Below are 15,083 nucleotides of genomic sequence, written 5' to 3' on the forward strand. Positions count from 1 at the left end.
GGCGGGAAGAACTATGATCTATGCGACCGGCGTACCGGTATGGTAGACTCGGGCGACGACGCGACAACGAGACAGCGGATCACGGACGCGCTTCGGTCGGCACCGCACGATGCGTCGGGTCTCTCGACGGCCGTCGGCGTGCCGCGGTCAACGGTGTACCGACACGTCGAACACGTCGCACAGAGCATCGAGCGCGCCGACGACGAGCAGTTCCTCGTCGCACCACCGGAGTGCCGCGAGTGCGGTTTCGACCGCTTCGACGACCCGCTGAACAACCCCTCACGGTGCCCGGAGTGTCGCTCCGAGCGGATCGCCGAACCGACGTTCCTGATCGAGTAGCACACGCGGATCGGAAACACCTCAGGATCCGATCTCACTCCTCGTCGAGCAGGTGGCAAGCAGTGATGTGGTCGGGACGATCACCCCGCCGACTGACCGCCTCTCGGAGGCGCGCGACGCACAGACCGACCTGGACTCGTTCGCGTGGCGGCGCGCCACCGTGTCGCGCTCACCCGCGACGAGACGAGACAGGGTGTGGTCTAGTCCCGCCGCTGCGTCGGCATCGCCCAGCTCCGAGGTAAGATCGAACTGCCACAGAGGAGCGTACCGGAAAAGTACGAACATCGGGAAACCAGCCATCGACGGGGCCGCATACGAAGACCGCGGCTCGTCCATCGCTCGACTCGGGCCGTCGCCGTCAGCGTCGTGCGATGCTCCGGATCAGTCGTCTCCAGATTCGTCGACGATGACGACCTCGCCGTTCTCGACGCTGACGTTGATGAGCGTTTTGACGTGGTAGCCGCTGTCGTCCAGTTCGTTCGGACCGGCCTTCTTGATAACGGCGACCGTGTCGACGATGTCTGCACCGATGTTGTCGAGCGCATCGAGCACCGCGCGCATCGTCCCGCCGGTCGAGAGCACGTCGTCAAGGACGAGCACCCGATCGCCCGGATCGACGTCGTTGATGTACATCTCGTTCTCCGAGTAGCCGGTCTGCTGGCTCAGCGGCTCTTCGCCATCGAGGCCGTACTGGCGCTTTCGAATGACGACGAGCGGGATGTCCGTCATCAGCGAGACTGCAGTAGAGATGTGAATCCCCATCGCCGCGGGGGTGACAATCTTGTCCACGTCGTCGATCTCGGCTTTGCGGATGATCTTGATCACGATCTCCCGCAGGAGTTCCGGCCGGAGCATCGGGACGCCGTCGCTGATCGGGTGAACGAAGTACTCGTACTCTCCCTTCTCGATAATCGGGGCCTCGAGGAGCGACTGTCGCAGTTGGTCCATGTCGAACCGATGCCGGGTCGAAAATAAAAACTGGCGGTTCGTCCCCTCGGCGCGAGAGCGCGCCGCGGTCCGTGGCAGCGGCTATCGCGGGAGCGATTCACCCGATGAGACGACGGACGGTCCGAGTCCGAGCCGAAAGTAGAGTCCCCCGTACGGTGCGGAAACTGGACATATGAGCACTTGTCCGCGTTGCTGGCGCTCGGCAGAGCGGAAGACGTATTTGACACCCTTAGTAACGATACCGTAACGTATGAGCCGAGCGACCGACCGGAACGGAGCGGCACCGACCTGGGTTGGTGATGGCAGGTGAGTGCCGAGAGTTCCCGCCTCCTCGTTCCCGTGGGTGAATCCGCCACGATCCGGAACACCGTGGCCTACGCGATTCGGGAGGCCCGCGAAACCGCGGCAGCGACCGGCGAGACGCCGGCGGTCCACTTCGTGTACCCGGCCCGAGGACGCGCCGTCGACGCCGAGTCCGAGGACGACACCGAACAGGCCGACGGCCTGCTCGAGCGCGTGAGAGTCTGGGCGCACGAGGATCTCGGGGTCGAAAACGGCGAGGCGTCCGACGCCGGCGTCGAAATCGAGACGAAAATGGTCGGGAGCGACCGGTATCTCTTCAGCCCCGGCGACTTCGCGGCGATCGTCTCCGAGTACGCGGCGGCGGCCGGACTCGGCCGCGTCGTCGTCGATCCGGAGTTCCAACCCGGCGGGAGCGCGCCGATGCTTCGCCCCTTCGAGGTGGAACTCGCGCGGTCGGACTTCGTCGTCGAGGAGGCACCGGTCGAACGACAGACCTCGCGGACTCGGCTGGTCTCGCGGACGACGCTCGGGAAGGGGGTCGCGATGTTCGGTGCCACTTACGCGTTCTATCTCCTGATCGCGGGGTCGCTCAGCCTGTTCAACCTCGCCACCGGCGGGTTGACCGCCCTGCTCGCGGCGATCGGCTTCGCGAACGTCACCTTCGTCTCGTCACCGTCACCCCGCCGGACCGGACTCCGCATCGCGCGATTAGTAGTCTTCGTTCCGTATCTGGTGTGGGAGATCACGAAGGCGAACATCTCGATCGCCTACATCATCCTCCACCCCGACCTGCCGATCGATCCCGGGATGCGACGGTTCCGCGCGGCGGTCTGGGGCGGCCTCCCGGTGACGACGCTCGCCAACAGTATCACGCTCACGCCGGGGACGCTGACCGTCGACGTCGGCCGCGACGGCCTCGACATCCACACGCTGACCGGGTCGGCCCGCGACGACCTCGCTGCAGGGGGCTTAGAGCGGGCGGTCCGATTCGTCTACTACGGCCGCGCCGGGGCCCGAATCCCGACGCCGATGGAACGCGAGAGTCTATCGCTCGTGACTGCTGACCCCACGTCGTCGGACGCCGAGTCCGAGTTCGCGGGGGGGACCGACACCGATCCGGCGGCCGAGATGACCGGTACCGGAGGTGAGACCTGATGGCGGTTTCCGGACTGCTCGGAACAGTACTGTTGGCTGCAGCAGGCGCGTTCGTCGTCTTCGCCATCGTGTTGGTCTACCGAATCGTCGCGGGCCCGACGATGCAGGACCGCGTCATCGCGGTTAACGGGATCGGAACGAACGCGGTGGTTGTGCTCGCGCTCCTGGCGGCGGCGCTAGAGCGCCCCGGCTATCTCGACATCGCGCTCGTCTATGGGATGCTGAACTTCCTGATGAGCATCGCCATCTCGAAGTTCACCGTCGAGCGAGGCGGGGTGATCTGAGATGACGCCCATCGAGTGGCTCGCGATTGCGCTCGTTCTCGCGGGGACGTTCTTCGGGTTCGTCGCGGTCGTGGGTATCGTCCGCCTCCCGGATCTATACACCCGCGCACACGCGACCTCGAAGAGTGATACGCTCGGCATCATCCTGACGCTGAGCGGGGCGGCGCTGGTGTTCGGTGCGGACCTCGCGGTCGCGAAGACGGCAATCCTGGCAGCGTTCCTGTTCGTGACGAACCCGACAGCGGCGCACGCGATCACGCGGGCTGCGTACGATCAGGGCATCACGCCCTGGACGACGGAGGGCGACGAATGACGGCGATCACGACCGAACTGACCGTCGTGCTCACCTTTGCCTTGTTCACGGCGGTCGCGGCGATCTTCCTGCGAGACGTTCTCAACGCCATCATCGCGTTCACGGCGTTCAGCTTCGGGATCGCCGTCACGTGGCTGCTGCTCGCCGCGCCGGACGTCGCGCTGACTGAGGCCGCCGTCGGCGCAGGAATCACTACGGTCCTCTTTCTGGTGACGATCGCGAAGACCGTCAGGCCGAGCGGCGAGCGACTGTTCGAGCCGATCGAGTGGCGCTCGGTCGCGGTCGTCACCCTTCTGGCCGGAGCGTTGCTCACGACGGTGCGATCGCTGCCGGCGGTGGGCGCGGTGAGTTCGCCGGTTGCGACCTCCCGGGTGACGGAGTACTACCTCGGAAACGCCTACGATCAGACCGGCGTCGAAAACGCCGTGACAGCCGTGTTGGCCGCCTACCGTGGATTCGACACGCTGGGTGAAGCGACAGTCGTCATCGCCGCCGGACTGGCGGTGCTTCTCGTGTTGCGACAGGAGGCCTACGTATGAGTAGTTCAGAACAGAACCAGACCTACGTCGAAAGTACCATCATTATGACGACGGTTCGCGTCGTCGCCCCGTTCGCCTTCACGTTCGGGTTATTCGTGATGTTCCACGGCGCGGAATCAGCCGGTGGCGGCTTCCAGGGTGGCGTCATCGTCGCGGCGGCCGTCCTGTTGCTCGCGTTCGCGTTCGGGATCGAATCGACGCGTGCGTGGCTGGACGGGCCACTCGCGCGTGCCGCGATTGCGGCCGGCGGAGCGACGTTCACCGTCATCGGCCTCGGTGCGGTGGCGGCGAACGGTGCGTTCCTCGAGTACGAAGCCTACAACCTCGGAAAGACGGGCGTCAAGTACGGGATCGAACTCGTGGAACTGGGGATCGGCGCAATCGTCTCTGGTGTCCTAGTCGGGCTGTTTTTCAGCCTGGCACAGGGAGACTTCGAGTCCGTCGGCGGGGGCGGAGGCGACGCCGACGCGCAGGGAGGTGAGCAGCCGTGATCGATCTGCTTGCGACGCACTACAACTACGTCGTGTTCGTGGCGCTCGTCGGCCTCGGCCTTTATGGCGTCACCGCGAGTTCAAACCTCGTGAAGAAGATCATCGGCCTGAATATCTTCCAGGTCGGGATCTTCCTGTTCATCGTCACCAGCGGATACATCGACGGCGGTGCACCACCAGTAGTCCACAGCCACGGCGCCGAGACGTACGTCAGCCCGCTGCCACACGTCCTGATCCTGACGGCCATCGTCGTCGGGGTCAGCCTGACGGCGGTTGCGCTCGCGCTCATCGTCCGGATCTACGGCGCCTACGGGACGCTCGACGAGGATACCATCCGGGAGGTGCGGCTGAATGACTGACGCCATCGCACTCCTGGTCGCGATCCCGATCGTCCTCGCGCTGTTCCCCATCGCGTTCGGCAGGCGCTGGAATCGCATCGGCTGGGCGACCGCCGCCTTCGGAGCGCTCGTCCACCTCGGACTGTCGATCACCGTCGGGGCGAAAGTGCTCACAGGCGGCCGGTTCACGTACGCCGTCGGCGGCTATACGCCCCCGTTCGGCATCGAACTGGTCGGTGACGGCGTGAGTGCGGTACTCGTCGTGTTGACGTCGGTGGTGACCGTCGTGGTTGTCGCCTACGCACGGCGAGCAGGCCCGCACTCGAACGCGTTCTACAGCGAACTGTTGGTACTCACCGCCGGCATCTCCGGGGTGTTCGCCACCGGCGACGTGTTCAACCTGTACGTGTTCATCGAGATCACGGGGTTGGCGACGTACGCGCTCGTCGCCACCGGCCGAAGTCCGGCCGCGGCGCTGGCGAGCCTGAAGTACCTGCTCGTCGGAACGGTCGGCGCCTCGCTGTATCTGCTCGGCGTCGGCTACCTCTACGTCGCGACGGGGACGCTGAATATGGCGGATCTGGCCAGCCAACTCTCCTCGGTGGGGTACGGCTCGCCGCTCGTACTGACGGGCTTCGGGCTCATCGTCGTCGGTCTCGCGGTCAAGGCGGCGCTCTTCCCCCTGCACACCTGGCAGCCCGGCGCGTACGCCGAGTCGCCCGACAGCGTCACCGCATACATCTCGGCGCTCGTCTCGACTGCGGCGGCGTACGCACTGTTCCGGATCATCTACACCGTGTTCACACCCGCGTTCGACGCTGCGGTCCCGTTCGCACTGGACACGCTCGTGGTCCTGGCGTCGGTGAGCGTCATCGTCGGCTCCGTCCTGGCGGTCCTCCAATCGGACCTCAAGCGGATGTTGGCGTACTCCTCTGTTGCACAGTTTGGGCTGATCGTCGCCGGCTTCGCCATCGCCAACCCCACGGCCGTGACCGGCGGGTTAGTCCATCTGGTCGGGCACGCGGTAATGAAAGCGGGGCTGTTCGTCGGCGTGGGCGCACTCGCGAGCGTTGCGGGCGGCCGGACCGTCGATGATTTCGTTGGGTTGGCCGACCGCGCGCCGCTCGTGAGTGCCGCGTTCGCCGTCCTCGCGTTCGCGCTGGTCGGCGTGCCGCCGGCGATCGGCTTCGCCGGCAAGTGGCAGATCGTGCTCGGCGCGGTCGAGGGCGGCCGCTGGGGCGTCGCGCTCGTCGCGGTCGTGAGCACGCTCCTGACGCTTGCCTACTTCGCTCGCGTCGTTGAGCGGATGTACTTCCGCGACGCGCCCGCACCTGTCGAGGACACCGTCGCTGCGGCCGCTGACGGCGGCGGCTCCGAACTAGCCTCCGACGGTGGGAGCGGTGACCACGACGACGCGTCCAACGTGGCACCGGAACCGGTGGCCGAACCCGAGTCGGTTTCGACGACCGCCCGGGTCGTGGTCGTCGCCGCGGCCGTCGTGGCAGTCGGACTCGGTCTGGTCGCATCAGATCTGATCGCGGTCTTCGAGCCGGTTCTGGAGGTGTACTTCTAGATGTCCGAAATAGCTTCTCTCAGGCCGCTTGCGGCGGTGCTACTCCCCGCAGTCGGCATTCTGGCGATCGTCGCATCACACCGTAGACCAGACGTTCGAGAGGCGTTCACGCTCCTCACCGCGCTCGTGACCTTCGGGACCGTCGCGAGCCTCGTACCGCCGGCGCTGTCCGGCACGACACACGTCTCGCAGTTGGGGACGTTCGTGCCCGGTATCGAACTTACCTTGCGCGCGGATCCGCTCGGGATGATTTTCGCTCTGCTCGCGAGCGCACTGTGGCTCGTCACGAGTTTCTACAGTATCGGCTATATGCGCGGCCTCGACGAGCACTCACAGACCAGATACTTCGCGGCGTTCGCGGGCAGCGTCGGCGCGGCGCTCGGGGTCGCGTTCGCGTCGAATCTCGTCGCGCTCTACGTCTTCTACGAACTGCTGACGATCGCGACCTACCCGCTCGTCGCTCACGACGAGAGCGAAGAGGCGCGGGCTGCGGGTCGGAAGTACCTCGCCTACACCTTCGGGGGCGGCGTCGCCGTTCTCGCAGGAACCGTCCTGGTCTTCTGGACCACCGGAACGGTGGCGTTCACGCCCGGCGGCATCGCGGGGTTGGCGTCGGTCGATCCGGTTCTCGCGCGGGCGGCCTTCGCGCTCCTAGCCGGCGGCTTCGGCGTGAAGGCGGCGCTCATCCCCGTTCACTCGTGGCTGCCGGACGCGATGGTCGCGCCGACGCCGGTCTCGGGGCTGCTGCACGCGGTGGCGGTCGTCAAGAGCGGCGTGTTCGGGATCGCGCGCGTCGTCCTCGACGTGTTCGGGCCCGAGACGGTCGCGGATCTCGGCGTCGGCCTCCCGCTGGCGGCGGTCGCGGCGGTGACGATCCTCGTGTCGAGCATCATCGCACTCCGACAGGACAACCTCAAGCGCCGACTCGCGTACTCGACGATCAGTCAACTGTCGTACATCGTGCTCGGACTCGGACTGCTCTCGCCGGCGGCGCTGGTCGGCGGCCTACTGCACATCCCGGCGCACGCCTTTATGAAACTCACCCTGTTCTTCTGTGCGGGTGCGATCCACGTCGAGACCCACACCGACGATATCAGCGAGATGGCCGGGATCGGAAAGCGGATGCCGCTCACGATGGCTGCTTTCGGCGTCGCGAGCGTCGGGATGGCCGGACTGCCGCTCGTCGCCGGGTTCGTGAGCAAGTGGTACCTCCTGATCGGGAGCATTGACAACGGGACGGCGATTTTCGCGCTCGTCCTGCTCACGTCGGGCCTCCTGAACATCGGCTACTTCTGGCCGATCGTCTACCAGGCGTTCTTCCAGACGCCCGAGGATTCGGACGCCAAACCGCTCCTGGAGTTCCCGATCGGCGGGGCCCGCGTCCGTACCGACGGTGGCGAGGGGACAGAAGACCGGGAGGGCGACGCTGAGGAATCCGCGAGCGAACCGGAGGCCCCGGAGGCCCCAGAGGCTACAGCCGGGGCGGGGGACGTACCCATCGACACTGCCGAACCGGTCGATCCGGAGATCGATCCGGACGTCACGCCCTCCGAGGAAGAAGGCGAGGTCGAGGTCGACGCCCGGGTCGAGAGCGAGGGTCAGTACGCCGTCGACCGGCATCCCAGCGACCACCTGCAGGATGACGCGCCCGACGACGCCGACGAGGAGCGCGACGGCGGACCCGACGACGGCACGAAGATGTCGGTGACAGAAGCCGGGAGCGACGAGTACCCCGACGTTCACGGGGGTCCGCCTGCGTCCGGGTGGGAACGCCGTGGCTTCGGCGAAGAGAGCACGTGGTTTATGCTCGGGCCGATCAGCGTGGCGGCGGCCGGTGCAGTGGCGCTCGGAATCGCTCCACAGGCGATGGTGTTTCTCGCACTCGTCTACGAGGTCGTCGCGAACGCGACGGGGGTGGTGTTCTGATGAGCACCGCTGGCTTCCCGCTCGTGGCCGACCTCGTCGTTCGAGCGACCGTCCTCGCGTCGGAGCCGTCAGTGTCGCTGCCGACTACCGACGTCCCGACTGTCGTGCCACCGGCGGCCGCGATCCTCGCGGTCGCCGTCGTGCTGCCGTTCCTCTCGCGGAAGCTCGGGCACGCGCTCGGCGTTCTCGCGACCGGCGGCGTGTCGCTATGGTCGCTTCTGGCTCCCGCCGGGGCGTACCTCGACGTGACGTTCCTCGGCTTCGACGCGCTGCTGTTCAACGTCGACGCGTTCTCGCGGCTGATGGGCGTCATCTTCGGGCTGATCGGAGCGGCCGCCGTCTTGTACTCGTACTCGTCCGACGCGAGCAACCGACAGACCGCGTTCGCGCTGGGGTACGTGGGGACGAGCGTCGGCTCCGTCTTCGCCGGCGACTGGCTGACGATGGTCTTCTTCTGGGAACTGATGGCGGTCACGAGCACGCTCCTGGTCTGGGACTACGGCGGCGAGGCCGTCCGCGCCGGGTTCCGCTACGCCGTCTATCACGGCCTCGGCGGAAGTCTGCTGATGGCGGCGATTGTCTGGCACTACACCGAGGTGGGATCGTTCCTCTTCAGCGCTAGCGACGGCATCACAGCAGGCATTCCGGCCGCGCTGGCCGCGGTCGGAATCGGCGTCAACGTCGGGTTCGTGGGGCTGCACACCTGGCTGCCCGACACGTATCCGCGTCCACACGTCGCCGCGAGCGTCTTCCTCTCAGTGTACACGACGAAGACCGGTGTCTACGGGCTCGCGCGGGCCTTCCCCGACGGCAACCTCGCGGTCGCGTATATGGGGGCTGCGATGGCGCTCGTCGGCGTCGTCTACGCCCTGCTGCAGAACGATATGCGCCGCCTGCTCTCGTATCACATCCAGTCGCAGGTCGGCTATATGGTTGCGGGCATCGGCGTCGGAACGGCGCTCGCTACCGCCGGTGCGTTCGCGCACGTGTTCAATCACATCCTCTACAAGGCGTTGCTGTTTATGACCGCGGGCGTCGTCATCTCGCGGACAGGCAAGCAGAGCCTGAAGTACCTCGGCGGGTTGGGTCGGGCCCTGCCGGTGACGGCGCTGGCGTTCACCGCTGCGGCGCTGTCGATCAGCGGCTTCCCCGGATTCAACGGCTTCGTCAGCAAGGGGATGATCACGGCCGCGGCGCACAAAGAACACCTCAACGGAATCTTCTACATTCTGCTCGCGGCCGGCGTCGGGACGTTTATGTCCTTCATCAAGTTCGGCTACTACGCGTTCCTCCGCGAGAGCGACAGTACCTGGACGATTCAGCGCTCGGTTCCCGGCCAGCGTGTCGCGATGGTCGGGGTCGCCACGCTGTGTGTGGTTCTCGGCCTCTACCCCGACGCGCTGTTTGCACTCCTTCCGGGTAGCACGGCCGACGCACACCCGTTCACGCTCGGCCACCTCGGCGAGGGATTCCTGCTCGCGGGGCTTGGCGTCGTCGGGTTTGCCCTGTTGAAGACGCCGCTCTCGAAGATCGGCAACGGCATCGACGTCGACATCGTGATCGAACCGGCGACGTTCTACGGGATGCGCGGCCTCGTCCGCGGGATCACGGAACTGTTCGCGGCCGTCGATCGAGCGGTCGTGGCCGCCGCAATGACGGCGCTGGACGCCGCTTCCGACCCCTACGGCGCGATCCGCGGTCCGGCCATTGCGCTACTGGGTGATGAGAGGGACTCGTTGCAGTACGGCGGGATGCGTGCGACCATCGCGACGAGCGTCCTCCTCGTGGTGATCGTCCTGGCGGCGACGCTGGTCGGCCTGCTGTAGCGCCTGGCTAGCGACGCTCGGTCACGGCTAGCGACGAGGATTTCTACAGACCGGTCGGGGTAGCGGTATGAGCACTCTGAGACCGAGAGAGGCCCTTGCTTGCGGACTCAGTCGAGAGATGGCGCGCTGTACGTCGTCATCGGCGTCGGCTACTTCGGGTTCCTCACTGGTATGTGGTTCGCCTCCGGACTGGCACTGCGGGGCGGGGACGGCGGATTCGTCGGGAGCGTCCTCGCGGGTGGGTTCGTGATCCTCCTCGGCGGACGCATCGGCCTTGCCTACAAGATTATCGCGGACGCGGATCGTCGGGTGCAGTGACTGCGGTTCGCGCGTCACACACCACACAGTACTCAGGGACGACGACCGCACATCACAAGAGCCGTCACTCGGTGACGGCGGCCGCGAGACGCTCTGCCACCCTCGCGCCGAGTTCGATCTTCGATCCGGAGAACTCGATGACGTCGTCGCTCTCGACGAACAGCGCCCGCGTCGCGTCCACGCCCATCACTGAAGCGTCGTTGGCCACGACGAACGCCAGTCCAACGCGGTCGAGGATCGCACGCGCGGCCTCGATCATCGCACTGTCGTCGCCGGACGTCTCGGCTTTGAAGCCGACGATCGGGAGGTCGGGGTGGCCCTCACGCACGGCATCCAGCAACTTCGGCGTCGGTTCGAGTTCGAGCGTTCGCGCCTCGCCCGAGCGGAGTTTCTCGCTCGCGGCCTCGACGGTGTAATCGGAGATTGCCGCTGCAGAGACGACGGCGTCGGTGTCGCTATCAGTGTGCGCTAACACGGCGTCGTGCATCTCTGCGGCCGATTCGGCCGTAACGGCGTCCGCGTAGTGGACGTCGCCGCCGGGGTGGACGAGCGTCACGTCGGCCCCGCGGACGTGACACGCCCGGGCGACTGCTCGACCGGTCTTGCCGGACGCGCGGTTCGTGAGAATCCGGACGGGATCGATCGCCTCCGCGGTCGCACCGGCCGTGACGACGACGTGGTGCCCGGCGAGCGACTGCGCTCTCGTCGCCCGCGCTGTCTCGGTGACGATGGCCGCCTCGGTCGCGATTTTGGCTTTGCCCTCCTCTATACGGGGATCAGCGAAGGTGACACCCCAGGACTCGACGCGGTCGAGTGCCTCGATGACCCCTGGGTGGTCGTACATCGGTTCGTGCATCGCGGGCGCGATCACGACCGGAACGTCCGCGCCGAGCGCAGTCGTCGCACAGGTCGTCACGGGCGTGTCGTCGACCGCGCCGGCGATTTTCCCGACCGTGTTCGCTGTCGCGGGAGCGAGCAGGAGTACGTCAGCCCAGCCGTCGCGGCCGCAGAGTTCGACGTGCTCGACGCGACCCGTGATCTCTGTCACGACGTCGTTCTCGGTCGCGAACTCCACCGCCCACGGGTGAATGATTCCCTGCGCGCTCTCTGTCATCACGCCGCGGACCGCCGCCCCCTGCCGTCGCAACTCGTGAGCGAGTTCGACCACCTTCACGGCGGCGATGCTCCCCGAGATCCCGAGCGCGACACTGACGCCGTCCAACATCAAGTGAGGGTTAGGATGCAGCAGGTAAAACTCCACGTCTTTCGGCGACGGAGCGGGACCGAAGCCTCGCGAGGGACCTCAGCGACCGTCGTCCCGAGCGGGGACGGTCGGCATCCGTCGTTTGTGTACGGTCGCCTCATACCGATCGAGGAGGTCAACGACGGTCGCCACATCGACGCCGGTCTGGGCTGCAACAGTGTCGGGATCGAGTCCGAAGTCGATACCGAGTCTGAGTATCGGATCGATAACGTCGTAGGGAGCCCCGAGATCGTCGGCGTCCACCTGCCCGGGACGGACCCCGGCCGTCGGTTCCTTGTCGAGGACGAACTCCGGGACATCGAGCGTCTCGGCCAGTGCCCTGACTTCGGTCTTATACAGGTGCCCGATCGGAAGGAGGTCTGCCGCGCCGTCGCCGTGCTTCGTGAAATATCCGAGAAGCCGCTCACTCCGGTTGGTTGTGCCACAGACCAGGCGACCTGTCGCGTTGGCAGCGAAATACGCGAGCAGCATCCGGAGCCGGGCGATTGCGTTGCCGGCCCAGACGGGCTCGTCGTGAAACTCGAAGCCGTCGGGGACAATCGATCCGAAGCGTGCGAACAGCGGCTGGAGGTGGACCGTGTCGTAATCAATACCGAGTGCGTCGGCGAGCGCCTCCGCGTCCCGCGCGGATGTCGCGCCCAGTTTGGTACACGGAAGGATCAGCCCGTAGACCCGCTCGGCACCCAGGGCGTCGACGGCGAGCGCCGCCGTCACCGTCGAGTCCAGTCCGCCGCTCATATTCACGATGGCGCCGCTGGCATCGGCGTCGTCGACCGTCTCGCGAACGACAGTTTCGATCCGCTGTCGCGCCGCCTCGGGATCGAACGAGACAGAGAGACGTTCGTCACGCACATCCGAGTCTGCTGCATCGGCGATGAACAGATCGCCAGTGGACTCGGTGTCGGCCACCCGCGACTCCGGCGCAGTGGAAGGGTCAGTCATCGCTCCTTGCCCCTCTGCGCACCCGCGATGCGGTCGCCCCACAGTCCCTGCGTCCGGCAGTCGGTGCGAGCATCGACACCATCGAACATCACTGGCGACGGTCGCAGGTCAGAGCCTAAATATATTTTGTACTGTTTGTTTAAGGAAACACTGTAGAACACAATACTTACTCATAAATTCGGCCCTCTAATTACTAGATACTGAAGTTAATTCGTTCATATCCGACAATATTTTACTCATTATCGAGCCTATCTGTAAATTCACAGTATATCAAGTTCTATTGTCGTTATTATTTGTTCTTCTGTAATATTGCTCATTTCTTTACTGTTTAAGGCATATTACTTCATATTATCCAAACGATTATCAAATTAAGTCCATCATTGTCTTCTATGTCGATACCCGAGTTGACGTCGAGTCAGAAGCGTATTCTCAGGTCGCTGGTCGACCTGTCGAGCGAGATGGAACGCGCAGTGCAGGGCAAGGTGATCGCCGAAGACATCGATCGCAACCCTGGTACGATCCGCAACCAGATGCAAAGCCTCCGGGCGCTCCAACTAGTCGAAGGGATCCCGGGGCCGAAGGGTGGCTATAAACCGACTACGAACGCCTACGAAGCGCTCGATGTCGAAACGATGGACGAGGCCGCACAGGTGCCGGTCGAGCGCAACGGCGGCGTGGTCGACGGCATCAACGTCGAGGAGATCTATCTCGGGACTGTTCATCACCCTGATCTGTGCCGCGCGGCGGTGACGCTCCGCGGATCGATCCGGCGGTTCTCCGAGAGCGACCGCGTGACCGTCGGCCCCACGCCCTCGACTGGACTCCGTCTATCGGGGACCGTCAAAGCGGTGAACGCCGACGAGAGTACGCTGATTCTCAGTGTCGGGCAAATGAACACGGCCGCAGAGCAGTCAGCGGGCTGACGGTCGAGCACCATCCGGCGCGGTCGAGTCGCGGTCGTTTTGACGCTCGCTCGCATACGCGGCGGCGATGACCACAGAACGCTGGTGGGTCCGGTTGGCCGCTCGGTGGCTAGCCCGCGTCGACGGTGTCTCCGGGATGGTCCGATTGGCGATGCTGGGGATGACCGGGCTCTCGACCGCCACGATCACACTCAGACAGTACGGACACGGTGAGTACGCTTGGCCCCTGATCGGGGCGACGCTCGGCGGCACGCTCGTGTTCACCTACTTTTACACCGAAGGTGGCGTCTGGAACCAGATGTCGCGTGATCGCCAGGACCTCTCGAGCAACTTCGCGAATCCGTCGATGCGGATGAACAACGAACTCCTGGCGCGCGCGGTGCTTGCCGCCCAGGAGAAACGGGAACTCACCGAGGCCGAGCGGGCGGCGATCAAAGCAGAACTCGACGACGCCTTTGAGGAGTACCGTGACGGGATCGAACTGGACGACGACGTGTGAAGTAGGCTGCGGGACAGGATGTCGTAGAAGAGTTCTCACGGTGGTTATTTCACGAGTTCATAGCCGAATCAGCCGTGAGACCCCGCCTGCCTACTGACTACTGTGAATCCTATCAGCAGCGAATGATGCTCTGAGAGATCTGCTGAATACAACGCGCATATTCAACACTGAGAACTCTTCCCCATTCTCCGAAAAAAGCTTATTATGAGCCAGTATATCACGATATCACATATGGGCCAGTTCGGAGAAGCCGGTCAGGTTATCGACCGAATCGGCTGTGAACTATTCGGGGAGCGAGCCACGCGGCAGATGCTCGGGTTTGCCGTTATGGGTGCGATAGTCTATTCCGTCGGGGCGGACGCGCCCTTGGTTCAGATCGCGGCGCTCGTCGCTGTCCTCGGGTCGCTCGCTGCTACGAAGAACAGAAGCCACGACTGAGAGAAGTCGTTAGTAGGTCGTTAGACGCCACGCTGACGGCAATCCGGTGAGTCTTATTCCCTACGAGCGGTGTACGACCCCCCCTAATTACTGAGGCGGGGTAGTGCAACATCGCCCCGTGGTATGTATCGTCCACCAATTGCTGAGTACACCCTCTGAGTCGGTCACGCGATTACTGGCAGAAAATGTATGATTCGGGAGTCCAGTGCAAAATGGAGGGCGCGTATCGGTCACCGGAAGGTGTCGAAACCAGTGTTGCTTGAATCGGTCGATACAGAGCGTGTATCCAACAGTTTGCCTAAGCCCAAAGATAGTGTGAACCTCACGCACCGCCATTTCGGGCGCCTGTAACGGCGATTTTACCGGTACTGGGTGGAATTAACGGCCGTTCAGTACCCACATCTTGTAGTGAATTACTGCTCCTTCGGCAACAGGTTTAAATAGCCTACGCACTTTCTCCAAAATGGAGAAATTAGAGGAGTTGCCAGATTAGTAAATGATACTCTATCGCCAATCTCTCCCACAAAAACAATGCCACCTCACGATCACCATAACGACCCGCCTCACGATCACCATAACGACCCGCCTCACGATCACCATAACGACCCGCCTCACGATCACCATGACGACCCGCCTCACGATCACCATGACGACCCGCCTCACG

At 64.5% G+C, this 15,083-nt stretch carries 17 protein-coding genes; 14 read left to right on the forward strand and 3 right to left on the reverse strand.

Going from position 1 to position 15,083, the window contains the following annotated elements:
• Positions 1-39 precede the first annotated feature (39 nt).
• Entirely contained in the window at positions 40-339 is a 300-nt protein-coding gene (locus ABEI27_RS13885) for a transcriptional regulator (protein WP_375800002.1), read from the forward strand.
• Positions 340-720: 381 nt separating this feature from the next.
• On the opposite strand, the gene hpt is transcribed toward ABEI27_RS13885, so the two are convergent.
• On the reverse strand, positions 721-1,287 hold the full coding sequence (gene hpt, locus ABEI27_RS13890; RefSeq protein ID WP_375800003.1) for a hypoxanthine/guanine phosphoribosyltransferase: 567 nt from the start codon (positions 1,285-1,287) through the stop codon (positions 721-723).
• Between the two features lie 306 nt (positions 1,288-1,593).
• Here hpt and ABEI27_RS13895 point away from each other — a divergent pair, with 306 nt between their 5' ends.
• From ABEI27_RS13895 to ABEI27_RS13940, 10 genes are all read left to right on the forward strand, one after another.
• The gene (locus tag ABEI27_RS13895; protein WP_375800004.1) at positions 1,594-2,745 is read left to right on the forward strand and encodes a monovalent cation/H+ antiporter subunit E; all 1,152 of its coding nucleotides are present in this window, start codon (positions 1,594-1,596) and stop codon (positions 2,743-2,745) included.
• Positions 2,745-3,029 (forward strand): monovalent cation/H+ antiporter complex subunit F, encoded by a 285-nt coding sequence (locus ABEI27_RS13900; protein ID WP_375800005.1) that lies wholly within the window; start codon positions 2,745-2,747, stop codon positions 3,027-3,029. Before ABEI27_RS13895 ends, ABEI27_RS13900 begins: the two co-directional genes overlap by 1 nt.
• Before the next feature lies 1 nt (position 3,030).
• Positions 3,031-3,342, forward strand: coding sequence for a monovalent cation/H(+) antiporter subunit G (mnhG, locus tag ABEI27_RS13905; protein ID WP_375800006.1), 312 nt, complete (start codon positions 3,031-3,033; stop codon positions 3,340-3,342).
• The gene (locus tag ABEI27_RS13910) at positions 3,339-3,881 is read left to right on the forward strand and encodes a DUF4040 domain-containing protein (RefSeq protein WP_375800007.1); all 543 of its coding nucleotides are present in this window, start codon (positions 3,339-3,341) and stop codon (positions 3,879-3,881) included. The genes mnhG and ABEI27_RS13910 overlap by 4 nt, the downstream gene beginning before the upstream one ends.
• Positions 3,878-4,372 carry an MnhB domain-containing protein gene (locus tag ABEI27_RS13915; protein WP_375800008.1) on the forward strand — a complete coding sequence of 165 codons (495 nt, stop codon included), beginning with the start codon at positions 3,878-3,880 and terminating at the stop codon, positions 4,370-4,372. The genes ABEI27_RS13910 and ABEI27_RS13915 overlap by 4 nt, the downstream gene beginning before the upstream one ends.
• Positions 4,369-4,731 carry a cation:proton antiporter subunit C gene (locus ABEI27_RS13920; protein WP_375800009.1) on the forward strand — a complete coding sequence of 121 codons (363 nt, stop codon included), beginning with the start codon at positions 4,369-4,371 and terminating at the stop codon, positions 4,729-4,731. Before ABEI27_RS13915 ends, ABEI27_RS13920 begins: the two co-directional genes overlap by 4 nt.
• Entirely contained in the window at positions 4,724-6,283 is a 1,560-nt protein-coding gene (locus tag ABEI27_RS13925; RefSeq protein WP_375800010.1) for a monovalent cation/H+ antiporter subunit D family protein, read from the forward strand. The genes ABEI27_RS13920 and ABEI27_RS13925 overlap by 8 nt, the downstream gene beginning before the upstream one ends.
• Positions 6,284-8,209, forward strand: a complete 1,926-nt coding sequence (locus ABEI27_RS13930; RefSeq protein WP_375800011.1) for a cation:proton antiporter — start codon at positions 6,284-6,286, stop codon at positions 8,207-8,209.
• The gene (locus tag ABEI27_RS13935; protein ID WP_375800012.1) at positions 8,209-10,035 is read left to right on the forward strand and encodes a Na(+)/H(+) antiporter subunit D; all 1,827 of its coding nucleotides are present in this window, start codon (positions 8,209-8,211) and stop codon (positions 10,033-10,035) included. Before ABEI27_RS13930 ends, ABEI27_RS13935 begins: the two co-directional genes overlap by 1 nt.
• A 99-nt stretch (positions 10,036-10,134) precedes the next feature.
• Entirely contained in the window at positions 10,135-10,353 is a 219-nt protein-coding gene (locus tag ABEI27_RS13940; RefSeq protein ID WP_375800013.1) for a hypothetical protein, read from the forward strand.
• Positions 10,354-10,417: 64 nt separating this feature from the next.
• On the opposite strand, the gene coaBC is transcribed toward ABEI27_RS13940, so the two are convergent.
• Both coaBC and ABEI27_RS13950 read right to left on the reverse strand, forming a co-directional pair.
• Positions 10,418-11,578 (reverse strand): bifunctional phosphopantothenoylcysteine decarboxylase/phosphopantothenate--cysteine ligase CoaBC, encoded by a 1,161-nt coding sequence (gene coaBC, locus ABEI27_RS13945; protein WP_375800014.1) that lies wholly within the window; start codon positions 11,576-11,578, stop codon positions 10,418-10,420.
• A gap of 78 nt (positions 11,579-11,656) precedes the next feature.
• Entirely contained in the window at positions 11,657-12,559 is a 903-nt protein-coding gene (locus ABEI27_RS13950) for an NAD+ synthase (protein ID WP_375800015.1), read from the reverse strand.
• A 389-nt stretch (positions 12,560-12,948) separates the two neighbouring features.
• Between ABEI27_RS13950 and ABEI27_RS13955 the strand changes: the two genes are divergently transcribed.
• The 3 genes from ABEI27_RS13955 (at position 12,949) to ABEI27_RS13965 (ending at position 14,419) form a co-directional block, all read left to right on the forward strand.
• A complete protein-coding gene (locus ABEI27_RS13955) occupies positions 12,949-13,482 on the forward strand; it encodes a TrmB family transcriptional regulator (RefSeq protein WP_375800016.1) in 534 nt (177 codons plus the stop codon).
• 67 nt (positions 13,483-13,549) lie between these two features.
• Complete coding sequence (locus tag ABEI27_RS13960) at positions 13,550-13,981, forward strand: hypothetical protein (protein WP_375800017.1); 432 nt, start codon at positions 13,550-13,552, stop codon at positions 13,979-13,981.
• 231 nt (positions 13,982-14,212) lie between these two features.
• Positions 14,213-14,419 carry a hypothetical protein gene (locus tag ABEI27_RS13965; RefSeq protein WP_375800018.1) on the forward strand — a complete coding sequence of 69 codons (207 nt, stop codon included), beginning with the start codon at positions 14,213-14,215 and terminating at the stop codon, positions 14,417-14,419.
• The last annotated feature ends 664 nt before the right edge of the window (positions 14,420-15,083 follow it).

Origin of the sequence: Halobellus sp. (assembly GCF_042218505.1) — an archaeon.
Classification (GTDB): domain Archaea; phylum Halobacteriota; class Halobacteria; order Halobacteriales; family Haloferacaceae; genus Haloquadratum.